This is a genomic window from Samsonia erythrinae, assembly GCF_004342665.1.
Taxonomy (GTDB): Bacteria; Pseudomonadota; Gammaproteobacteria; order Enterobacterales; family Enterobacteriaceae; genus Samsonia; species Samsonia erythrinae.
On record NZ_SMBY01000001.1, the window covers coordinates 533162 to 556041 of the forward strand.

Here is a 22880-nt window from a genome sequence, read left to right on the forward strand (position 1 = left end):
CCGGCTGAAAAGAAGGAGGGAGTATGGTCTCTTCGACGGTACTCCACCCTGAAGTACTTCATGTTAAAAAAGGAAATCGTAATGAAGAAAACGTTAATCACGCTGGCCGCCGTTCTGGCCATGTCGTCAAATGCGTTTGCTGTTGATGGCGTTTCTAGCAGTAATGCTACCTCTACTACCGGCGCAAGCGCTGCCGGTGCGGCTGGTAGTGGTTTTGCGTCGGGAAGCACCGGTCTGGTTGCTGTTGGTGTTGCTGCCGCAGTTGCTGCTGGTGTGGCTATTGCTGTTGCTGAAAATGACGACAACGGTAGCGCAGGTACGGGAACGACGACGACGACGGGTACCCGTTAATTCCGTTTCTATCCTAAGGCCACTTCGGTGGCCTTTCTTTTTCCAGACTACGCTGTTCAACGAGAACTGCATTCCATGACAAAAATAAAACGAATGGCAAACGTGAACACACTGATTGCCATACCTCTTTTATCCATGCTGCTGGCGGGTTGTTCCCAAAATATGAATTCATTAGGGAAGACCTTCAAACTGGCTTTCATTGGACAGGATGATACCTACGTGACGGCTAAACAGGTGGCTGATACCCCTTACGCGTCCGCCTATCTGAAAGTTGGGAAGGCGCCACAGGCGTTTGTCGTGCTGGCTTTTGCCGAGCAGAACCAATTGAAATGGATTGGGGCCGATAAAAACATGGTTTCGACCCGGCATGGACGTTTGGTGAAAACGCAGGGCTTCGGTGAAGACATTACCTATGTGGATAATCTGGAGCAGGATCCTCTGGCATTGGGGTTGCTGAAACCATCCACGCCGATGACATGGCAAAGCCGGGTTGAGTGGGCTCAGGTCTTCCGGGGCGGTTACGATATCCGGTCCGTGTTTCAGGCGCGTGGTAAAGAAACGATAAAAATTCTGGATACCTCGCGTGAGCTGTTGCGTTTTGATGAGCGGGTTACCGTTCTTGGTCTGAATGAATCGTACACCAATCATTACTGGCTTGATCCGAATGACGGACAGGTGGTGCAGAGCCAGCAGTATATGGGTCCGGGTATGGCGTTGGTGACGTTCACCGTCTTAAAACCTTACGTACAATAAGGGGCTGTAATGTTGGTACTCAATCGTATCGTGACCTTGTTGATGCTGGTTTCCGGCGTCGCGACGGCAGCGCAGTTGACGGTGAAATCGCCGCAGCAAACGATCGCCGTCGTTAAACTGGATGACGGTACGCGTCTTGAAAAATTTTACGAACAGATTCCCTGGCCGCAGAATATAAACTGGCAAACGGCGTTTATTTCTGATTTTGCGACTACGCAAAAAGTGCGGGCACAGGGTGATGTTCTGTTACAAAAGCTGGCGGAGCTGGAAACGCGTTGGCGCAATTCAGGGGATGGCGAACTGGCGATTTCCGCCTGGCTTCTGAGAAAAACCCTGAACCCGATCAATGTTGCCGGGCGTCTTCCAACCGATCTGGATCCTGACCGCGTGCGTGTCCATATCGAAAATAATCGTCCTCTGGTCGGGGAGTATGCCTTGTATGTGGCGCCCCATGATGACCGACTGTCACTGATTGGTCTGGTGAATACCTCCGCTGATGTGGGCGAACTGGAAACGTCGGGAAAAGTGGCGTTGCGTGCCGGGTGGTCGGTCGAGAATTACCTCTCTGGTCGACGGCGCTTGGCTGGCGCGGATAATAGCTTCGGTTATCTGATTGGGGGAAACGGCGAGTGGCGCAAAGTGCCTCTGGCGCTGTGGAACCGCCGACATATTGAGCCCGCAGCGGGTGAAATGCTTTTTATTGGTTTTAACCCTTCGGTGTTACCGCAGGAGATGTCATCACTTAACGATCAGCTTGCTGACTACCTTGCTAACCGGACTCCACTCGAATGACAAAGAACAGAAACGTTAAACTAGGCTGTCTGTCGCTGGCGATTGGCAGTATCTTGAGTGCGCAGGCGATGGCGGCGGAAACAGAACGCAGCCGTACTGAAACAAATTTGAACGCGCGTTTCCAGCCAGCCGGGGTTTCGCAGTCAGACTTCGGCGGGACGGGGCTGTTGCAAATGCCGACGGCGCGTATGGCGGATACCGGCGAATTTAGCCTGAACTATCGTGATAACGAAGAGTACCGGCGTTATTCCGTGTCGCTTCAGCTCTTTGACTGGCTGGAGGCGACGGTCCGTTATACCGATGTCCGCACTCGCCTTTATAGTAACGATCCGGATTTTAGCGGTGACCAAACTTATAAAGACAAGGGATTCGACCTTAAAGCCCGCCTGTGGCAAGAGAGTTATTGGCTGCCGGATGTTTCTTTAGGCTTCCGGGATATCGCCGGAACCGGTCTGTTTGATAGCGAATATCTGGTGGCCAGCAAGCGGCTGGGGCCATTTGATTTCACGCTCGGCATGGGCTGGGGAAATATGGCCGAAAGCGGCAATGTTAAGAATCCGGCCTGTTCGCTGAAAGACAGTTTCTGCCGACGTAGTGACAGTTTCAAAACTGGCGGCGGGCAGTTTGAAGTCGAAAACTTTTTTCACGGTCCAGCCGCGGTGTTTGGCGGCATCGAGTACCAGACGCCGTGGGATCCGCTGCGGTTTAAACTGGAATATGACGGCAATGACTACAGCCGTGAAAGCGCGGGTCGAATTAATCAGGATTCCCCCTTTAACATCGGCGCGGTCTACCGCGTAGGCGATGTTCTGGATACCACGTTATCGTGGCAGCGTGGCAATACGCTGATGTGGGGATTGACGCTGCGCACCAACTTCGACACCCTGAGACCGAATCATGTGGATGATGCGCCGCCCGTGTATGCGCCGGTACGTGATGACAAAGGGACAAACTGGCAGTTGGTATCGAAGACGCTCAATGATAAAGCCGGCTTTAAGGATGCCGACATCTACGCGGACCAAAAACAGGTCACGATTGTTGCCGATCAGACGAAATATCGTGACAGGGATCTGGCGACACAGCGTGCTGCTACGATATTAGCAAACCATGTACCGGGCAGTATCGAGGAGTACCACATTGTTCAGCGCAGCCTGCGTTTGCCGATTGCCAGTACCGAAGTGGATGCCAACGCTTTCCATCAGGTTCAGCAGGCGGCGGTTCCGCTTGGTCAACCTGAGCCGGAAACGCATCGTGAAGAGCCCGTTTCCGCGGTGCGTGGGCAGCAGGTGTGGCGTGCGGATCCCGATCGTCTGACCTACTCGCTGGATCCGACCTTAACGCAGTCTTTCGGCGGAGCTGAATCCTTCTATATGTATCAGGTCGCCCTGAGAGGTAACGCAGACTACCGCCTGAGCGACCACTGGAGCGTAGGGGGAAGCGCGACCCTGAATCTGGTGAATAACTACGACAAGTTCAACTATAAAACGCCCCCCGCGGACGGTGCGGCGTTGCCGCGCGTGAGGACCTGGGTGCGTGAATACGTGACCTCCTCAGATCTGTTGTTGACCAATTTGCAGTTAACCCGTCGGGATAATCCGGCACAGGACTGGTATACCCAGGTTTATGGCGGCTATCTGGAAATGATGTATGCGGGTGTCGGGTCTGAGGTGCTGTACCGGCCATTCGGTAAAAGCTGGGCGCTTGGCCTGGATGTGAACTATGCCAAACAGCGTGATTGGAACGACACCATGAAGATGGCCGACTACGATGTCGTCACCGGCCACCTGACCGCGTACTGGGAACTGCCGTACGTCGAGGGAGCGGTGGCGAAAGTGAGCGTGGGGCGCTATCTGGCTGGGGACAAAGGGGTGACGGTCGATCTGTCACGCCGCTTTGACAGCGGTATCGTGGCGGGCGCCTTCGCAACGAAAACCGATGTCAGTTCCAGCGAGTATGGTGAAGGGAGCTTTACCAAAGGCTTCTACATTTCCATACCGTTCGATCTGCTGTTCACCGAACCCACGGTGAAACGCGGTGCTGTCGGTTGGGTACCGTTAACGCGCGATGGCGGTCAGATGTTGCAGCGCCGTAATCCGTTGTATGGCGTCACCGATCATTGATTAACGCCATCGGTTAATCGTGAATCAACAAGCCCGTCATGGCCGAGCGCGATGGCGGGCTTTTTTGTACCCGTTTCCCTTAATCGGCGAAAGCCGCTATTTTCCCCGATAGTCACCTACGTAAATTGTTTAATTTTGCGATGGTTTGTATCTTAAATCACAACGCGCCAACCACTCCACACTCAATCTCGTCCAGAAAACGGCTTGTTATTTAACATGTTAATTGCGCATGTCGCGGAAGGCGTGGCGGTGCTTCCCCATCAATGTTTCTCGCTGGTAACGGTGAAAAAATTTTTGTCATGGTATGTTCACACTGCCAATCTCTATTATTCCTTTAGCCGTGATGGCGAAAAAATATCTTTTGAACTTCATCGTGATGTTAACAAGAGAGAACAGTCGTATGAATTTACCCATTCCCGCAATTATCTCGTTAATGATGAGCGCTGTCTGGTGTGCTCCCCTGTATGCGGCGGCCCAGAACAATCCTCTTGATATCTACCAACTCATTGAAGAGAGGATGTCGCTGATGAAGGATGTGGCGGGCTATAAAGCGCGTCAGCACCTGCCGGTTGAAGATCAGAAACAAGAGGCGCGTATTTTGAGCAAGGTACGGGAGCAGTCTTCCGCCGTTGGTTTATCTCCCCAGAGTACGCAATCGTTCTTTATTTCATTAATGAATGGCAGTAAAGCCATCCAGTATCGTTATATGGCTGACTGGCTTGCAACACCTGAAAATGACTGGACGCCCTTATCATTGAACGACTCGATTCGACCTGCCTTATTCACGATTGATGAGCAACTGCTCACCAGTATCAAGCGCTACCTTGAACATGGCGGGCATTTTACGCCCCAGCAGGAGGCCGCCTTTCTCGCTTCGATCAATGTTGAGCACCTGTCACCGAGCGACAAACGTCAGATTTATGCGGCATTAAGTCAAATTAAACCCGATAACACAGGGACGGATGAACAAAAAAGATGATGGCTTCCCCCTTCTGGCAAGGGGGCGATGCGACCATTCCGGGGGAGCGCGGCAAGACAGGTTTCGAGGGGCTCGCCACGCTTCGCGGACCGTCGGCTTCTAGGCGACATAAAAATTCGCAGCGGATCACAATAATTAATATTTGTTTTGTTTTTTAATGAAATGAAATTTTCATTTCATATACTGTCATGAGGTATCAAGATGAAGAGGATGGCTGGCCCGGCGAAGAGGCGTCACCCCGTGGCAGGCCGCGTATTTCAATATTGCCGCAGGGATCGGTCATTTTCACTTTTCCTTACGTGAAGGAGTAGATCAAATGGATACGTGTCGCATCACCATGGCGCAGGCGCTGGTCAGGTTCCTTAACCAACAGTACATCAGCATTGATGGTGAGGAATCGCCCTTTGTGCAGGGGGTGATGACCATTTTCGGTCACGGCAATGTGCTGGGTATTGGGCAGGCGCTGGAACAGGAAGCGCACCGTCTCACCGTGCATCAGGGATGCAACGAACAGGGGATGGCGCATATCGCCGTCGGGTTCGCGAAACAGCACAAGCGGCGCAAAATCTACGCGGTGACCTCGTCGGTAGGTCCGGGGGCGGCGAATATGGTGACGGCCGCCGCGACGGCGACCGCGAACCGCATTCCCGTGCTGCTCCTGCCCGGTGACCTTTTTGCCTGCCGTCAGCCTGACCCCGTGTTGCAACAGGTCGAGCAATATCACGATTTGTCGATCAGCACCAATGACTGTTTTAAACCCGTCTCCCGCTATTGGGATCGAATTAACCGGCCTGAACAATTGATGAGCGCACTGCTTAACGCCATGCGCGTGCTGACCGATCCGGCCGATACCGGCGCGGTGACGCTGTGCCTGCCGCAGGATGTGCAGGCGGAAGTCTGGGATTATCCCGCGTCATTTTTCCGCAAGCGCGTCCATCGTCTTGAACGGCGTCCGCCGGATGCCGCGCGGCTGAGCGACGCCGCCGCGCTGATTGCGCGTAAGCGTCGTCCGCTGCTGATTTGCGGTGGGGGCGTTCGTTATTCCGGCGCGCATGAGGCGCTGGCGCAGTTTGTCGAGCAGTTTGCGATTCCGTTTAGCGAAACGCAGGCGGGTAAGGGGGCGATCGTTTCATCTCATCCGTTGAACTGCGGCGGCATCGGGGTGACGGGGGGGCTGGCCGCGAATCGGCTGGCGCAGGAAGCGGACTTGATTATCGGCGTCGGAACGCGGTTAACCGATTTTACGACCGGTTCCAAGTCGCAGTTTCAGAATCCAGACGTGGAGTTTTTATTGCTCAACGTTGCCGAGTTTGATGCGCTGAAACTGGATGCGCTGCCCTTGATCGCCGATGCGCGCGTCGGGCTGGATGCGCTGACAGAACGGCTTGCGACAGTGTCTTACCGCAGTGACTGGCAGCAGGCGGTGGAACAGGCTCGCGCGGAATGGGTGCGGGAGTTGCAGCGCTTGTTTAACGTGCAGGACCGGGGGGCGTGGGTTCCGGAAGTGGTGGATGGCCTGCAAGAGAGGCTGGATGAGTATCGCCAGACATTGAACACCCGCCTGACGCAAACGCGCGTGCTGGGGCTATTAAATGAGGCGCTGGAAGACAACGCGATTGTGGTGGGCGCGGCCGGATCGTTGCCGGGGGACTTACAGCGCGTGTGGCAGGTAAAAACCCCGGACAGCTATCATCTGGAATACGGTTACTCCTGCATGGGGTACGAGATTGCCGCGGCGATTGGTGCCCGTCTGGCCGCGCCGCAGCAGCCGGTCTACGCCATGGTGGGCGACGGCTCCTATCTTATGCTGCATACCGAACTGCAAACGGCGGTGCAGGAAGGCATTAAAGTGACGGTGTTGTTGTTCGACAACGCCGGCTTCGGCTGTATCAACAACCTGCAAATGAGTCAGGGAATGGGCAGCTTCTGTACGGAAAATCGCTACCGCGATGCGGCGTCAGGGCAACTGCGCGGCGCACTTGTTCCGGTGGATTTCGCCAGGAATGCGGAAAGCTATGGCTGCAAAGCATGGCGGGTGCATGACGAAGCGTCGCTCAGTCAGGCGCTGGCGGAATCACGTCAGCACCCGGGGCCGGTGCTGTTGGATATCAAAGTGCTGCCTAAAACGATGACACACGGCTATGAATCCTGGTGGCGCACCGGAACGGCGCAGGTTGCCGACAACCCAGCGATTGAGGCGGCGGCCAATAGCGTAAAAACGGCGCTCTCCCGCGCGCGGCAGTATTAGGTGATCTCCCCTTCGTGGCGGTCTTTTAGCTGCAAATAACCTGGGTCGCCAGTAGGATGGGGGGTTACCCGGCGTCAGAAATTAGGCTGGGAGATAACAGGCTTAGGATGAGCTGCATGGATGCGGCCCAGACTTGCGTCACGTCGGACAAAAAACGTCAGGGGCGTTTCGAACAGCACTTGCGCTGGCCCGGAAGGACGAGTCCCGTTTATGGGACGAGTACTCGCGTCACTGGCGGCCCGAACAGCGGTCATGAACGCCGAAAGTACCCTGAATAAGCAATCCAACTGAAATATTCATTTCATTTTAAACCGTGGTTTCATTTTCCTTCCTGCGATGTATCAGCACCTGCCCACCCCCTTTATTTGTCCTGTATGCCGCTTCAGAAGCGCTCACACGATGTGTGATTGTGATTACAGAAAACAGCGAAGATGTCATGAAAATGTTAACTAGTGCGCAAAAATATAATTTTCAGTTTTATATAAAACTGAAATAAATGTTTTATTATTGACTATCAGGATTTGCGGTAAAAATCGGGTGATGAGGTGAGTCGTTATCCCGTCACTTTTACAGTCTGGCGTTAAACGCCACTCAGATAGCAAGGGAGCATCTATGTTTAACATCGCTTTATTGGGAGCGGGCCGTATTGGGCAGGTCCATGCGGTGAATATCGCGGCGCACAAAGAGACTAACCTGTACGCGGTGGTCGATCCCAATCCAACCAATGCCGCGACGTTGGCCGAACGTTACCACACCAAAGTACAAACGGTGGATGAAGCCATGAACGATCCAGCGGTACATGGCGTCCTGATCGCCTCCGCGACGGATACGCACGCCGATTTGATTGAGCTGGCCGCCAGAAAGGGTAAAGCCATCTTCTGTGAAAAACCGGTGCATCTGGATATTGCCCGCGTTCGGGACTGCCTGACGGTCGTCAAACAGGAGAATGTACCGCTCTTTGTCGGCTTCAATCGTCGCTACGATCCGCAGTTCCGCCGGGTCAAAACGCTGGCCGCCGAGGGCAATATCGGCAAGCTGGAATCCCTTCTGATTATTTCCCGCGATCCGTCCCCGCCGCCAGCCGACTATGTCCGCGTTTCCGGCGGATTGTTCCGCGATATGACGATCCATGATTTCGATATGGCCTGTTTCATCATGGGCGAAGAGCCGGTGTCGGTGTTTGCACAAGGCAGCAATCTGGTCGATCCGGCGATTGGTGCGGCTGGCGATATTGATACCGCGTTTGTCGTGCTGAAATTTGCCTCTGGCGCAATGGCGACGATCGTCAACAGCCGCCGTTCCGGCTATGGCTACGATCAGCGTCTTGAGTTGCATGGCGAGAAGGGTGTGCTCACCGCCGGCAATGTTCGCGAAAATATGGTTGAGCAGTGGACTGACGAAGGGTGTCTGTCTGCGAAACCTGAATATTTCTTCCTGCAACGCTATCACGCGGCCTACGCCGCGGAGTGGCAGCACTTTGTCGATGTGCTGAATGGGCGTCCGCCGGCGTGTTCCGGGGTGGATGGCGAACGTGCGCTGAATCTGGCTGATAAAGCGCTGGCGTCGCTGGCTCAGGGGCGGGAGGTTGCCGTCTAAATAGCTTCTTATATTGCCGCTCCACTTTAGTCCGGCCAGGTTGATTGCCGGGAAGCGGTAAAGCTGCATTCATAAATTGCGTTACCTGTTTCAGTAACTGTCACATGTGCCGGCACTGAAGGTGTCGCCTTATCGTTTCGTGTAACGATAGCCATAGTCGCTCTATCGGATTCAGCCACGGCGAATAGGTCGGCAGAAACAGTGGCCGGAACTGAATCGGCACCGGTTATAGCGGGCGGGCGTCTCGCCGGCGCCGTGTAACGTTTCGGCTTGATAACAATCTTGATGGCGGCGAATTGACTGAGCAAGTGAGGCATCAGCGCCTGCACGCGATCGCCGTCTGGCGTCAGCAAAGTTAATCAGGTTCTATCTGCATGAATGAAGGAAAATCTTATGACGGTTCAACTTGGTATCAATCCACTTACCTGGACAAATGACGACCTGCCTTCTCTGGGCGCGGACACGCCGCTGGAAACCTGTCTGAGTGAAGGCCGACAGGCGGGCTTCGTCGGTTTTGAATTAGGCAACAAGTTCCCGCGTCAGGCGAGCGTGCTGGGGCCGATTCTGCAAGCGCACGATCTGCGTTTAGTCTCCGGCTGGTATTCCGGCGAACTGCTTACCCGCTCGGTAGAAGAGGAGATTGAGGCGGTGCAGGGACACCTGACGCTGTTACGCGAGCTTGGCGCCACCGTGCTGGTGTTTGCCGAAGTCACGGGGGCGATCCACGGCGATCAGCAGAAACCGGTACATCTGCGTCCGCATTTTCCCGCGGAGCGCTGGGCGGAATATGGCAACAAGCTGACGGAATTTGCGCGCTATACGCAAAGTCAGGGCGTACAGATTGCCTATCACCACCACACGGGAACCCTGATAGAAAGCGCGCAGGAGGTGGATAGCTTGATGGAGCATACCGGGCCGGAAGTCGGGCTGCTGCTGGATACCGGACACCTGACGTTCGCGGGGGCCGATCCGCTGGCCGTCGCCAGACGCTGGATTCGCCGTATCAATCATGTTCACTGTAAGGACATCCGTCCGGATGTCCTTAACGACGTGAAAAACCGTAAAACCAGCTTTCTGGATGCGGTTCTCAGCGGCGTCTTTACCGTTCCGGGCGATGGCTGCGTGGACTATCCGGCGCTGTTTAGCCTACTGAAAGCGAACGGCTACAAGGGATGGCTGGTTGTTGAAGCCGAACAGGATCCGGCGGTCGCGCACCCGCTGACCTATGCGACATTGGGCTACAATAACTTGCAGCGTTTTGCCCGGCAGGCTGGATTGATCTAATCCCGGCGAATAGGCATATCGGCTTCTTGGTGAAGCCGATTCTCCAGCGCGCATTTCCGTGACGCGCGGGCGTCAGGCTTCCTCCCGCCATTGCAGCGTCCCTTCTTTCAAATCACCAATGTGGCTGGCCATCAGCTCGGCTTCCTGTTCGCTGTGCGTGACCAGAAGCGCGGTTTGTCCGGCATCGCGCAGGATATCGCGCACATCCTGCCCCAGTCGTTTACGGCTGTCAGGATCGAGGCTGGAGAGCGGTTCATCCAGCAGCAGAACGGCGGGTTGCGGCGCCAGCGCCCGCGCCAGCGCGATACGCTGCTGCTGTCCGCCGGACATCTCGTGCGGGTAGCGGTGCGCCAGCGAGGTGAGGTCGATCAGCTCAAGCAGGGCGCGGACGCGCGATTGCTGGCGATCTTTCGGCTGTTTGCGCAGGCCAAAGGCGATGTTCTGTGCGGCTGTCAGATGGGGAAACAGGGCGTAGTCCTGAAACACCATGCCAACGTTACGCTGTTCCGGCGGCAGATGCAGATGCGGACCGGCCACGCAGCGGCCATTGACGTGTATCGTACCCTGTATGACGTGTTCAAACCCGGCAATCGCGCGTAACACGGTCGTTTTTCCGCACCCGGAAGCACCCAGCAGGCAGGACAGTTCACCGGCGGCAATCTGCATGGAAAAACCGTTTAAGACGTGATGCAGGCGATGCTTGTGCCCGTAGGCCACGTAGACATTATTCAGAACGAGCATTGCGTCAGACACCTTTCCACTTCCTCATGATGATCCTTGTTTTTCCAGCGGTGTTGTTAACTGGCTGCGCGCCAGCAGTACGACGGGGAGCGTCCCGGCGATAACAATCAGCAATGCGGCCAGCGCGCCTTCTTCATAGGTGCCTCTGGCGGCTTCGGCATAGAGGACGGTCGCCAGAGTTTCGAAATTGACGGGGCGCAGCAGCAGCGTCGCCGGGAGTTCTTTCATGGCATCTGCAAAGACCAGCAGGGCGCTGGTCGCCAGCGCCGGACGCAGCAGAGGGAGGTGCACGCGGCAGAAGGTCGCCCACTCGCTTTCGCCCAGCAGCCGCGACGCCTGTTCCATAACCGGAGGAATACGCGTCAGCCCGGCATCCAGCGCACCAATGGCTATTGCCATAAAGCGAATAGCGCAGCAAACCACCAGCAGGATCCCGGCAGAAAGCAGCGGCAATCCCTGATAGCCGATCAATCCGGCGAGAAAATTATCCGTCGCCATACCGGGCGTCAGCAGGCCAATCGCCAGTACCGTACCGGGAACGGCATAGCCCAGTGAGGCGATCCTCAATACAGTGCGGCGACGTTCCGGCGTGCGATCGGTCATGGCTGAATGGCGGGCATACCACGCAATAATCAGGCTGACGAACGTGACGACAACGGTGACGCCGACGGCCAGCATCAGTGAGTTCTGCAATGCCTGTAACAGGCCGGCGGAGATCGTGATGCTGTCGCCCAGTCGTTTGGCGCTTTCCCACGCCAGAAAAAGGGAGGGGGCGATGAAACCGAGCAGGATCGGTAGTGCGGTCAGGGTGGTCGCCAGCCAGGCGCGGACGCCGGTCAGCGGCGTGGGCAGGATGCCGCGCATTTGTCGGCTGGTGCCGTAGCGCTGATTTTTCCTGCCGTAGTATTCCAGCGTCAGTAACAGAATAACCACCGTCAGCATGGTGCAGGCAATTTGTGCCGCGGCGGGGAGATCCGAGCGGGTAACCCAGGTCGTGTAAACCGTCACGGTCAGCGTATTCACGCCAAGAAATTCGGACGCGCCGATATCATTCAGCGTTTCCAGCAGCGCCAGACTGGTGCCAACGGCCAGCGCCGGGCGCGCCATTGGCAGGGCGACATGCAGAAACGTGCCCATTGCGCTCAGCCCCAGCGTGCGGGCGGCTTCCAGCAGGTGAGCCGGTTGGCTGACGAACATCGCACGCATGGTCAGGTATACATAGGGGTAGAGCACCAGACCGAGCAGCACGATCGCGCCCGGCATCGAGCGCAGGTCCGGCAGACGGAACTGGCGCGGGCTGTCGTAGCCCAGCAGGCTGCGGATGACGTCCTGAATCGGGCCGATAGGGTGCAGCAAATCAAGCCAGGCGAAAGCGACGATGTAGGTTGGCATCGCCAGCGGCAATATCAGCGCCCAGCTAAATACTCGTTTGCCGGGGAAATCAAACGCGGTCACCAGCCAGGCGCAGCCTGCGCCAATGACCATGACGAATGCGCCGACGCCGACGAGCAGAATCAGCGTGTTGAGCGCCGCATCGGGCAAGACGTAGCGCATCAGGTGATCCCAATGGCCGACGCCCGCGCCCGCGGCTAACCACAGCAGGGAAACCAGCGGCGCCAGCACGCCCAGCGTAATGAGGACGGCAGCAATACGAAGTGGAGAAAAAAAGAAGCGCGGCCGCCCGGAGGCGCCGCGCATATCTGACGAAACGGTCTTATTGATCGAATCCAACTTTGTCTACCAACTGGCTGGCCTGTTTACGGAATTTAACAATGTCGGTCAGCGGAATGCTATCCACGTTAACTTCACCAATGGTGCTGCCGATGGTGGGATCCAGCGTCACGCCCTGGCGAACCGGGTATTCATAGTTGGCCTGCGCGTAAAGCTGCTGAGCCTGTGCGGAAACCAGATATTCCATCAGCTTCACGGCCTGGTCTTTATGCGGCGCATGGCGCGCGACCGCCGCACCACTGATATTGACGTGCGTGCCGCCTTTTTCAAAGGTCGGCTGGATAACTTTGATGGCATCGCCCCATTTACGGGCGTCGGTGCCTTCTTTCGCATTCTTCATGTGCCCGACATAGTAGGAGTTTGCCAGACCGACATCACAGATGCCGCCGAGAATATCACGGGCCACGTCGCGGTCACCGCCGGTGGCTTTGCGTGCCAGATTGTTTTTCACCCCGCGCAGCCAGTCTTCGGTTTTGGCTTCGCCGTGGTGGGCAATCATGGCGGCGACCAGCGCGGTATTGTAAGGGTGTTGACCTGCGCGGATGCACGCTTTGCCTTTCCATTTCGGGTCAGCCAGGTTTTCGTAAGTGATGCTGGTCAACGGCAGTGATTTCTCTGCATACAGCACGCGGGAGCGCATCGACAGACCAAACCACTGGTTGTCTTTATCGCGCAGCGCGGCAGGGATCACGTCGGTTAATACGCTGGAATGAATCGGCTGCGTGACGCCCGCTTCCACCAGATCGATGAGGTTACCGGCATCAACGGTCATCAGCAGGTCTGCCGGCGAGTTCTTGCCTTCCGCTTTCACGCGCTCCAGCATGCCGTCTTTAATGAACACGGTATTCACCTTAACCGCCGTTTCTTGCGTGAACGCCTCAAGCAACGGTTGGATCAAGCCGGGTTCACGCGTGGTGTAGAGGGTGAGAGAGTCCTGCGCGGTGGCCGGTAACGCATAGACCATTAACAGCGAGGAGGCCAGCGCAAGCCGGCGCGCTTTTTTGCGCAGAGCAGAGAGCGTCGTGGACATGTTGTTATTTTCTCCAGAGTAATAGAATGTGTAACCTAATAAAGTTAAGCGATATTTTCGGTAGGCAACAAAAACTATATATGATAATCACTCTTGTTTGCAATCTCATTTTGCTCGGTGATTAGGCACATAAAATGGATGGCGACAGCCCTCCATCGTGCAAGGCATGACGCTATTCGCGCATTAGGAACAGTAGGATATATCGGCGCGATTATCGCCTGACGCTATGCCAGGCCTCGCTCGATGACGGTATCGGTAACGATTGTCGCTGGATTACCGCTGACCATCGACAATGGTAATCATCGCTTCTGCGATATGTTGCCGTTCTCTGCGGGCGTTTTGATAGGCGTCTGAGTGGTAGCAGGCAAGCGCGTGCTCATAATCATCAAATTCAATCACGACATGTTTGTCGTAAACCGGACCTTCAGGGGATTCAGACTGTCCTCCCCGGGCCAGAAAGCGGGCATTGAATTGTTTAAATGCCGCCGGCGCTAAATCCATATACCGTTGATATTGTTCATGGTCGTGAATGGTAACGTGCGCAATCCAGTAAGCAGCCATAGTTACTCCTGAGTGGTTAGAATACGTTTCGCCAGCGCGGCGGCTTCTGTCAGATGTTCCATGACGGCCTGTTGTGCTTCCTCTGGCGCATTTTTTTCAATCGCCGCACATATGCGTGACATCCGTTCGAAGCCTGCGACCTCACGGTCAGGGTAGGCCAGCGTCATGGCGCGCAGTCGGCTGATGCGACTGTTAAGGCGCTGCACAATCTCCCAGGCGATGGTATGTTTCGCCACCCGGAAAAGCGTTTCATAAAAGGCCTGTGACGCATCGATTCGACTGACATCATTATGTTCTCTGGAAGCCTGGGCGATTTGCTGTAACTGTTTCTGGAGCAATGCTTTATCGCTCTTTTTGGCGTTTATGGCGCAGTCCCGCGCGGCTTGCTGCTCCAGAAGCATACGAATGTTATAAATTTGTTCTGCAATCTCCCATGTCAGGATGGCGACAATGGGCCCCTTGTTCGGCAAAATATCGATTAACCCTTCTGCCTCAAGATAGCGAATCACTTCTCTCACCACGCTGCGGCTGACCCCCAGCTCCTCGGTAAGGCGACGCTCAACCAACCGGTCTCCTGCCTGAAAATAACCGGTAATAATCGCCTGTCTCACTTTCTCCAGCGCCAGTTCACGCAGAGTAACCGGCGTATTTTCGATTCGTAATGAATGGGTTTCAGCCATCAGGGCCCTCAGTGGTTCATCCAGGTTAACGTAATCAGCTCAGTATAATGCAGTCACGGCATCAGGTTGTTATCCGTGTTTGGTTATCTTGATGCCGTTGCCTGTATGGCTGCATCACGCTTCTTCGCGTGCAAAATTTCATAATTCGCTCTGGTTCACATTTTTGCAAATTGCCTATCGCCCTGACGGCAACGCCGAAGGAATTCACTCTATGTGATTGTTCGTAAATAAAAAAATTCCCGTTAATGGGGAGCAAGTTCGCACTGTTTTCATCTCTTGACAAATTGCCGTGTTTATTCACGTATTTGCTAAAAAACATCTGTTAAATCAGCCAACTGAGATTTTTGAAACCTCATGTTTATCGAGTGATGCAAACTAAATGTCATACCGTATGTTGGTATACCATATTTTGACACGTCAATTTTTATAGTGCTATACCAAGTGCGAAACAATTTTTTATCAAATTATTTACGTTTAAAGGGAGTCGTCATGCATCAGGCAATTCGTAAAACGTTAGTCACAACAGAAACGACTTACATCGATGGCGGTAAAACCGCCGCTAAGCCACTGGTCATGATTGCCGCCGCCGCGGTGATTAAAAACCCGTGGGCAGGAAAAGGGTATGTGGATGATCTATCGCCAGAGATTCGGGAACTGGCGCCCGTGCTGGGCGAATTGCTGACGGGCCTCATCATTAAGGAAGCCGGCGGCGGGCAGAATGTGGAGGCCTTCGGTAAAAGCGCCATTGTTGGTCTTGATGGCGAATTGGAGCATGCTTCGGCGCTGATCCATACGCTGCACTTCGGCAATCACTATCGCAATGCGGTGCAAAGCAAAAACTACCTCGCCTTTAACAACACGCGCGGGCCGGCTAACTCGCCAATCTTTGTTCCAATGATGAACATCAACGATGAAGGTAGCCGTGAACACTACCTGACCATGCAGTTCAACATCGGCGATGCTCCTCACTCCGACGAGATCGTCGTGGCGCTGGGGGCCGGGTTGAGCGGTCGTCCGCATCACCGTATCGGCAATCGTTATTCAGACCTGAAAGAGTTAGGCCATGATGCGAAAAACCCAGCGGCTGTCTGAATTTCATTCTCCTATGCAGGTCAGCTACCTTGAGGCTGGCGTCGGCGACCCTTTGGTGTTGGTGCACGGCGTGGGGATGAACGCCGCATCCTGGTATCCGCAAATCGAGGCGCTGAGTCAGTATTTTCGGGTTATCGCCGTCGATATGCCGGGGCATGGCGAGAGTGAAGGGTTCAGGGAAGCGGCCACGCTGCCGGATTATGTGGCCTGGCTGGCCGCTTTTCTCCGCACGCGTCAGGAAACGCGTTTTGCCGTCGCCGGACACTCGATGGGCGCGCTGATCACCGCAGGGCTGGCGATCGATTTTCCCGCGCTTGTCAGCCATGCCGTGGTGATGAGCGGCGTTTACCGCCGTAGCGAAACGGCGCGTAAGGCTGTACAGCAGCGGGCGAGGGAACTGGCCGCCGGGAACGCGCAGTTGGATTCGCCGCTGGCGCGCTGGTTCAGCGATGAGGAACATGACGTCATGCTGCGTAATCAGGTTGGCGACTGGCTGCAACAGGTGAGCCTCGGCGGTTACGCCGCCGCGTATCAGGCATTCGCCAGCGGCGATGACGTGTACGCCGATCGGTGGGGGGAAATACGCTGTCCGGTGCTGGTGTTGACCGGCGAACTGGATGCCAATTCAAACCCGCAAATGGCTCAGGCGATGGCCGCCGCCGCGCCTCACGGTCAGGCGGTGATCATCGCCGGCGCACGTCACATGGTTAATCTGACTAACGCTGGACGGGTGAATACCGAGATGCTGAATTTTTTAACCGCATCCGCGGGATGCAAGACGAACGAACTGGCAGGAGTTTCTCATGCAGACAGATAAACGCAGACAGCTGCGTGACGCGTTCGGCGCATTTATGACCGGCGTCACGGTTGTCACCAGTCGCGATAAAACGCAGCAGCCCATTGGTTTTACCGCAAATTCATTCACCTCGGTCTCGCTGGATCCGGCGCTGCTGCTGGTGAGTATTGACAAACGCTCGGCGAATTTCGCCAATTTCACCGAGTGCTCTCACTTCGCGGTGAACATTCTGGCCGAACAGCAGAAAGAGACGTCGAATATTTTTGCCTCGAAGGTAGAAGACCGTTTCGGGTTGGTCGACTGGCACGCCAGTGAAAAGGGGACGCCGATAATTGATGGCGCGTCTGCGTGGTTTGATTGCACTCTGCATCAGGTCGTTGATGCCGGCGACCACGCTATCCTCATCGGCCGCGTGGAGGATTTTGAATCTCAGGCCACAGCGGGATTGGGCTATTACCGGGGGGCCTATTTTACGCCTTATCACAACGCCGAGACGTTGATCCACCGTCTGAGCGTGGAAGTGAGCGCGCTGATCGAGTGTAACGGACACGCGATCATGGTGCAGAAAGACGGCGCCGCCAGCCTGCCGACGCGCAGCGTAGAAAAAGGAAGCGTCAGCGACACGCTGGAGGCGTTGATTGCGGAACTGGGGGTAAACGCCAATCCCGGGTTTGTCTATTCCGTCTATGAAGATCGTCAGAACAATAAGCAGCACATCGTCTTTCTTTGTCCCTTACCGACGGATACCGCGCTTACCCCGCTTCATCAGGGAGAGTGGTTCGATCTGGATAGATTATCGTCATTATCGATGCGTGATTCCGCACTGAAATCGTTGATGAATCGCTTTGTCAGAGAGAACAGCGTCGGCAATTACAGCATCTATTACGGCGATGAAATCAACGGTTCAATAAAACAATTCGCCAGCTGAAACCTATACCGGAGTACCCTATGAAACTCTCATTGTTTATCCATATGGAGCGCATCTCCCCAGATGAGCCGCAGGACAAGCTGTATCGTGAAATGATGGCGCTGTGTGAAATGGCGGATAACGCCAACATGCATGCTATCTGGACCGGCGAGCATCACGGGATGAATTTCACCATCGCGCCCAACCCGTTTATCAATCTGGCCGATCTGGCGAGTAAAACCAAAAATGTGCGACTCGGCACCGGCACGGTCATCGCCCCGTTCAACCATCCGTTGCGTCTGGCGGGGGAGGCGGCGATGACGGATATCATTACCGACGGTCGTCTTGAACTGGGGATCGCGCGGGGCGCTTACAGCTATGAATATGAGCGTATGATGCCCGGACTGAATGCATGGGACGCCGGACAGCGTATGCGTGAGCTGGTGCCCGCCGTGCAAAAACTGTGGGAGGGTGATTATGCGCACGACGGGGAATACTGGCAGTTCCCACTCTCTACCTCTTCACCGAAGCCAAAACAGCAACCTCATCCCCCCATCTGGATCGCGGCTCGTGATCCTAACAGCCATGAGTTCGCGGTCAAAAATGGTTGCAATGTGCAGGTGACGCCATTGCATCAAGGTGAAGAGGAAATTGTACGTCTGGCGGAGTGCTTCCATGATGCGCGTCAGCGGCTGGCCCCGGAAAAGCCCCTGAAGATCATGTTGTTGCAACACGGATTTGTGGCAGAAGACGAAGCTGACGCGATGCAGGCCGCCGTTGAGCTTAATCGCTTCTATAACTATTTTGGCGCGTGGTTCAAAAATGAGCGTCCGGTCAGTCAGGGACTGATTCAACCACTGACGGACGATGAGATAGCGGCGAACACCTATTATTCCCCGGAGGCCATGCGTAAAAATCTGGCCATCGGCACCGCAAATGAAGTGATTACGCGTCTCAAACATTATGAAGCATTGGGTTACGACGAATTTGCCCTGTGGATCGACAGCGGTATGACATTCGAACGTAAAAAAGCCTCATTGCAGCGTTTTATCCATCAGGTCATGCCCGAGTTTCATTAACAGGTGCCAAAATGGAATCGTTCAAACTCTTTATCGATGGTGATTTTGATTCGGGCTCTGCCACGTTTTCTTCCCTTAACCCTGCCACCGGTCAGGCGTGGGCGGAGATAGCCGAAGCGCGGGCCGATGAGGTGAACCGCGCGGTAGAAGCCGCATATCGGGCATTCAACGCGCCGGAATGGCGCGATCTGACCGCGACGGCGCGCGGCAAGATGCTGATGCGGCTGGCCGATCTGGTGGAGCAGAACGCCGATGAGCTGGCGCGTCTGGAAACGTTGGACACCGGAAAGATCATCCGCGAAACCCGCGCCCAGATCGCCTATGTTGCCGATTACTACCGTTATTACGCCGGACTGGCCGATAAGCTGGAAGGCCGGGTTCTCAGTATTGATAAAGCCGATACCGAAACCTGGACGCGGCGTGAACCGGTTGGCGTGGTGGCCGCGATTATTCCCTGGAACAGCCAGCTGTTTCTCTCTGCGGTGAAAATCGGTCCGGCGCTGGCCGCGGGCTGTACGATCGTCGTCAAAGCCGCCGAAAATGCTCCCACGCCCTTGCTGGCGTTCGCTCGGCTGATCGCGGAGGCGGGGTTCCCGCCCGGCGTCTGTAACGTCATTACCGGCTTTGCCGAGTCGTGCGGTTCCGTGTTGACGACCCATCCCAAAGTCAGCCATATCGCCTTCACCGGCGGTCCTGATACGGCTCGCCATATCGTGCGCAACAGCGCTGAAAATCTCAGTAAAACGACGCTGGAACTGGGGGGGAAATCACCGTTTATCGTGTTTGACGATGCTGACCTCCAGAGTGCGGCTAATGCGCAGGTAGCGGCCATCTTCGCTGCATCGGGACAAAGCTGTGTGGCAGGCTCCCGGTTACTGGTGGCCGAGAGCATCAAAGATCGGCTGCTGGAGAAACTGGTAGAGCGGGTTGAACGCATCAGAATTGGCGGGCCGGAAGATCCTGAAACGCAGTTCGGCCCGCTGTGCACGCTGCGCCAGAAACAGCTGATTGAGGAAGTGGTTCAGCGTTCGGTTGAACAGGGTGCGAAGGTCGTGACCGGACATTACCCTATCGATCGGCCCGGCTTTTATTATCCCCCGACGATTCTGGATTGCTCCGGCGCAACGCGGGCGGAAAGTGTCGTCCGCGAACTGTTCGGGCCGGTGCTCTCCGTCGTGACTTTCCGCGATGAGGCGGAGGCTATCCGAATCGCCAACGACACGGATTATGGTCTGGCGGCGGGCGTCTTTACCAATAACCTTTCCAGAGCTCACCGGGTTGTCCGTCAGTTACGAAGCGGGGTAGTGTGGATAAATACGTACCGCATGGTTTCCCCGCTGGCCCCGTTTGGCGGTTATGGCCTGTCAGGCCATGGCCGGGAAGGCGGGATGGAAGCCGCACTGGAATTCACCACCACCAAAACGGTATGGCTGCGTACCAGCGATACCCCCATTGATGATCCCTTCATCATGCGATGAACCTCAGCGTTACAAGGCAACGCTATGGCAGGCGTTGCCGACAGAGATAGCCCCTGATTGCCGGTGTCGTTTCCGGCGTCATGGGTTATCCCATCAAGCCAGTTTGTGTCGTAACCGGGAAGGTTAACGGCAGGCAATAACGCTAACCCTACATATAAAAAATAGATGCTTCCCTGTCGTGGAGGAGAGATAACATGTCGCAAAAAATCGTGATTGAAGATAAATCGGTGGATTATGTGCCGGAAAATGAACGCCATGGCAAATCGCGCAGCTTATTCACCTTGTGGTTTTGTACCAATATTGCGCCGCTGGCTGTCGTGACCGGGGCCATCTCCACTCAGACATTTCATCTGAATATCGCTTCAGCGTTCACCGCCATCATCGCTGGCCATCTCTTCGGCGGATTATTTCTGGCGTTAACGTCCGCGCAGGGGCCCAGAATCGGCATCCCGCAGATGGTGCAGAGCCGGGCCCAATTTGGTCGCTACGGGTCGCTGCTGGTTATTGCATTCACCACCGTTATCTATCTGGGATTTTTTATTTCCAATATCACGCTTTCCGGTAACGTGATAAATAATGTCCTGCCTGAAATACCGCTCACTCACGCGACGATTATTGGCGCGTTTGCCGCGACACTCATTGGCATTATCGGCTACCGCTTTATTCACCGTATTAACAAGATCGGTGCATGGGTTATGGGCGGGGCGCTGGTGGCCGGCCTGTACGTCATGTTTTCTCAGCCGTTGCCCGCTGATTTCTGGCAGCGCGGATCTTTCAGCCTGAATGGCTGGTTTGCGACGTTTTCTATCTGCGCCGTGTGGCAAATTAGTTTTTCACCCTATACATCGGACTACTCTCGTTACCTTCCCGCGGAGGTCGGGGTCTTCAGGCCGTTTATTTGTACCTGGCTGGGCGCATGCAGCGGTACGATTCTGGCCTTTCTGTTCGGCGTTATTGCGGTGAATAGGGTTGGCGGAGAGATTGAGGCAATGGCTGCTGTGCGTCAGGCCAGCGGTTTCCTCGGCCCGACGTTGATGGTGCTTTTTTTGCTGAATATTATTTGCCATAACTCCATGAATCTTTATGGCACGGTCTTATCGCTCCTGACCGCCGTTCAGACTTTTCGACCGGCGTGGTTGCCGGGGGCAAAAGTCAGGGTCATTGTCTCCGCAATTGTGCTGGTTGGGGGCATTTGGGTCTCTGTCGCGGCGGCAGCGAACTTCGTATCCTTTTTCCTCAACCTCATCTGGGCGCTGATTGGCGTGCTTATTCCCTGGTGTGTCATCAATCTGCTTGATTTCTATGTTGTGAAGAAACAGAACTATGATATCGACTCGATTTTCAGCGCCGACGGCGGTCGCTACGGGCTGGTCAACAAGCCTGCCTTATTCATCTATTTCGGCGGCGTGCTGATACAGATCCCGTTCGTTGAAAATGCCTTTTTCACCGGCCCTTACGCCCATGTCGTTCCCGGCGCCGATATTTCCTGGGGCATCAGCATGATTGTCACCGGCGTTTCCTATTTGTTAGTGAATAATAAGCTCCAGCGCCCGTTAACCGCGACCGGCGAGCAGCAACGCGTTCAGTAAAACGGATAGACCAACGGCGCGGTTAACTGGCGCCCTCACCATTCGCGATTTATAGACTATGATTATCAGGAATGATGATCGTTATTCATCGTTATTTTCAATGATGGAGGAAGGGACCGATGGGCTTATTAAACTTTGTGAAAGAAGCGGGTGAAAAAATTTGGGATGCCGTCTCAGGCGGCGGTCACGAAGATCAGGCCGATAAGCTGAAAAAGCATATTGACGGCCTTAATCTGCCCGGCGCAGATAAAGTCAATATTACGGTTGCGGAAGATGGAACCGCGACGGTAGCGGGAGACGTTGGCTCGCAGGAAGAGAAAGAAAAAATTATTGTTGCGGTCGGTAATGTGACCGGGATTGCTCAGGTTAACGATAATGTGACGGTGACGCAAAGCGGGACAGAGAGCCGTTACTATACGGTAAAACCCGGCGACACCCTCAGCGCCATTGCCAAAAGCGAGTACGGTTCGGCAAATGATTATCAGCGAATTTTTGAAGCCAATAAACCGATGTTGCAGCATCCCGACAAGATCTATCCGGGGCAAGTGCTTATTATTCCGAACAAGTAAGACGTGATAACCGGCATTTATTGACCAATCAGACAGCGATTTTAGGTAGGGAGTTAGCAATGGGATTACTCGATCAACTCAGTGGCGCGCTTGGCGGGCAGGCGGGTAAATCGGAACAACTTCAGGCGATAATGGGCTGGATACAGCAACAAGGCGGTATTCAGGGGATCATCGAAAAGTTCCGCAGCGGCGGTCTGGGCGAAATTGTGGCGTCTTGGCTTAGTAAGGAGAGCAACATACCGGTTTCAAGCGATCAGGTGCTTTCCCTGTTTGGTATGACGGCACTACAGGAGCTCGGCACTAAGCTGGGGATCGATCCGCAGACGGCATCGTCATTGCTCTCGCAATATTTGCCCGGCATTGTGGATGCCTTATCACCCGACGGCGAAGCGCCTGCGCAACAGGATCTGCTGTCGGAGGGAATTAACCTGCTCAAAGGTAAATTTTTCGGGTAAACGCGGATAGCGTCTTAAACCCGGCGCAGGTAAATATTCGCTGGCGGCT

The 22880-nt window shown here is 55.0% G+C and carries 21 protein-coding genes and 1 pseudogene; 16 read left to right on the top strand and 6 right to left on the bottom strand.

Annotated features, from left to right (window positions below; genetic code table 11):
* The first annotated feature begins 81 nt into the window (after positions 1 to 81).
* The 7 genes from EDC54_RS02415 (at position 82) to iolG (ending at position 8839) form a co-directional block, all read left to right on the top strand.
* Complete coding sequence (locus EDC54_RS02415) at positions 82 to 351, top strand: hypothetical protein (RefSeq protein WP_132452868.1); 270 nt, start codon at positions 82 to 84, stop codon at positions 349 to 351.
* Between the two features lie 75 nt (positions 352 to 426).
* Positions 427 to 1104, top strand: a complete 678-nt coding sequence (locus EDC54_RS02420) for a YjbF family lipoprotein (protein ID WP_196238429.1) — start codon at positions 427 to 429, stop codon at positions 1102 to 1104.
* A gap of 9 nt (positions 1105 to 1113) precedes the next feature.
* Complete coding sequence (locus EDC54_RS02425) at positions 1114 to 1896, top strand: capsule biosynthesis GfcC family protein (RefSeq protein ID WP_132452870.1); 783 nt, start codon at positions 1114 to 1116, stop codon at positions 1894 to 1896.
* Positions 1893 to 4016, top strand: coding sequence for a YjbH domain-containing protein (locus tag EDC54_RS02430; RefSeq protein WP_132452872.1), 2124 nt, complete (start codon positions 1893 to 1895; stop codon positions 4014 to 4016). Before EDC54_RS02425 ends, EDC54_RS02430 begins: the two co-directional genes overlap by 4 nt.
* A 400-nt stretch (positions 4017 to 4416) precedes the next feature.
* The gene (locus EDC54_RS02435; protein ID WP_132453628.1) at positions 4417 to 4995 is read left to right on the top strand and encodes a chorismate mutase; all 579 of its coding nucleotides are present in this window, start codon (positions 4417 to 4419) and stop codon (positions 4993 to 4995) included.
* A gap of 316 nt (positions 4996 to 5311) precedes the next feature.
* Positions 5312 to 7243, top strand: a complete 1932-nt coding sequence (gene iolD / locus EDC54_RS02440) for a 3D-(3,5/4)-trihydroxycyclohexane-1,2-dione acylhydrolase (decyclizing) (protein ID WP_132452874.1) — start codon at positions 5312 to 5314, stop codon at positions 7241 to 7243.
* A gap of 612 nt (positions 7244 to 7855) precedes the next feature.
* Positions 7856 to 8839, top strand: a complete 984-nt coding sequence (gene iolG / locus EDC54_RS02445; protein ID WP_132452876.1) for an inositol 2-dehydrogenase — start codon at positions 7856 to 7858, stop codon at positions 8837 to 8839.
* Between the two features lie 16 nt (positions 8840 to 8855).
* Here the strand turns inward: iolG and EDC54_RS18215 are convergent.
* Positions 8856 to 9053 (bottom strand): annotated as a pseudogene (locus EDC54_RS18215) (transposase); the annotation flags it as partial.
* Between the two features lie 179 nt (positions 9054 to 9232).
* Between EDC54_RS18215 and iolE the strand changes: the two are divergent.
* A complete protein-coding gene (iolE, locus tag EDC54_RS02455; RefSeq protein ID WP_132452878.1) occupies positions 9233 to 10123 on the top strand; it encodes a myo-inosose-2 dehydratase in 891 nt (296 codons plus the stop codon).
* A gap of 72 nt (positions 10124 to 10195) precedes the next feature.
* Here iolE and EDC54_RS02460 read toward each other — a convergent pair whose 3' ends face one another.
* The 5 genes from EDC54_RS02460 to EDC54_RS02480 form a co-directional block, all read right to left on the bottom strand.
* On the bottom strand, positions 10196 to 10876 hold the full coding sequence (locus tag EDC54_RS02460) for an ABC transporter ATP-binding protein (protein ID WP_132452880.1): 681 nt from the start codon (positions 10874 to 10876) through the stop codon (positions 10196 to 10198).
* Positions 10877 to 10888: 12 nt separating this feature from the next.
* The gene (locus tag EDC54_RS02465; RefSeq protein ID WP_132452882.1) at positions 10889 to 12595 is read right to left on the bottom strand and encodes an ABC transporter permease; all 1707 of its coding nucleotides are present in this window, start codon (positions 12593 to 12595) and stop codon (positions 10889 to 10891) included.
* Positions 12579 to 13625: an extracellular solute-binding protein gene (locus EDC54_RS02470; RefSeq protein ID WP_132452884.1), complete on the bottom strand. Its 1047-nt coding sequence runs from the start codon at positions 13623 to 13625 to the stop codon at positions 12579 to 12581. The genes EDC54_RS02465 and EDC54_RS02470 overlap by 17 nt, the downstream gene beginning before the upstream one ends.
* Positions 13626 to 13898: 273 nt before the next feature.
* The gene (locus tag EDC54_RS02475) at positions 13899 to 14186 is read right to left on the bottom strand and encodes a DUF1330 domain-containing protein (protein ID WP_132452886.1); all 288 of its coding nucleotides are present in this window, start codon (positions 14184 to 14186) and stop codon (positions 13899 to 13901) included.
* A gap of 2 nt (positions 14187 to 14188) precedes the next feature.
* Complete coding sequence (locus tag EDC54_RS02480) at positions 14189 to 14866, bottom strand: GntR family transcriptional regulator (RefSeq protein WP_132452888.1); 678 nt, start codon at positions 14864 to 14866, stop codon at positions 14189 to 14191.
* A 489-nt stretch (positions 14867 to 15355) separates the two neighbouring features.
* Here EDC54_RS02480 and EDC54_RS02485 point away from each other — a divergent pair, with 489 nt between their 5' ends.
* The 8 genes from EDC54_RS02485 to EDC54_RS02520 all read left to right on the top strand — a co-directional run bounded on the left by EDC54_RS02485 (position 15356) and on the right by EDC54_RS02520 (position 22831).
* Positions 15356 to 15958 carry an amino acid synthesis family protein gene (locus tag EDC54_RS02485; RefSeq protein WP_132452890.1) on the top strand — a complete coding sequence of 201 codons (603 nt, stop codon included), beginning with the start codon at positions 15356 to 15358 and terminating at the stop codon, positions 15956 to 15958.
* Positions 15930 to 16775 carry an alpha/beta fold hydrolase gene (locus tag EDC54_RS02490; RefSeq protein ID WP_132452892.1) on the top strand — a complete coding sequence of 282 codons (846 nt, stop codon included), beginning with the start codon at positions 15930 to 15932 and terminating at the stop codon, positions 16773 to 16775. Before EDC54_RS02485 ends, EDC54_RS02490 begins: the two co-directional genes overlap by 29 nt.
* Complete coding sequence (locus EDC54_RS02495; protein WP_132452894.1) at positions 16762 to 17682, top strand: flavin reductase family protein; 921 nt, start codon at positions 16762 to 16764, stop codon at positions 17680 to 17682. The genes EDC54_RS02490 and EDC54_RS02495 overlap by 14 nt, the downstream gene beginning before the upstream one ends.
* A 20-nt stretch (positions 17683 to 17702) precedes the next feature.
* Complete coding sequence (locus tag EDC54_RS02500; RefSeq protein WP_132452896.1) at positions 17703 to 18740, top strand: LLM class flavin-dependent oxidoreductase; 1038 nt, start codon at positions 17703 to 17705, stop codon at positions 18738 to 18740.
* An 11-nt stretch (positions 18741 to 18751) separates the two neighbouring features.
* Entirely contained in the window at positions 18752 to 20218 is a 1467-nt protein-coding gene (locus EDC54_RS02505; protein ID WP_132452898.1) for an aldehyde dehydrogenase, read from the top strand.
* Positions 20219 to 20412: 194 nt separating this feature from the next.
* Complete coding sequence (locus EDC54_RS02510; RefSeq protein WP_132452899.1) at positions 20413 to 21807, top strand: purine-cytosine permease family protein; 1395 nt, start codon at positions 20413 to 20415, stop codon at positions 21805 to 21807.
* A gap of 119 nt (positions 21808 to 21926) precedes the next feature.
* Positions 21927 to 22376, top strand: a complete 450-nt coding sequence (lysM, locus tag EDC54_RS02515; RefSeq protein WP_132452901.1) for a peptidoglycan-binding protein LysM — start codon at positions 21927 to 21929, stop codon at positions 22374 to 22376.
* Between the two features lie 59 nt (positions 22377 to 22435).
* Positions 22436 to 22831 carry a YidB family protein gene (locus tag EDC54_RS02520; RefSeq protein ID WP_132452903.1) on the top strand — a complete coding sequence of 132 codons (396 nt, stop codon included), beginning with the start codon at positions 22436 to 22438 and terminating at the stop codon, positions 22829 to 22831.
* Positions 22832 to 22880 lie beyond the last annotated feature (49 nt).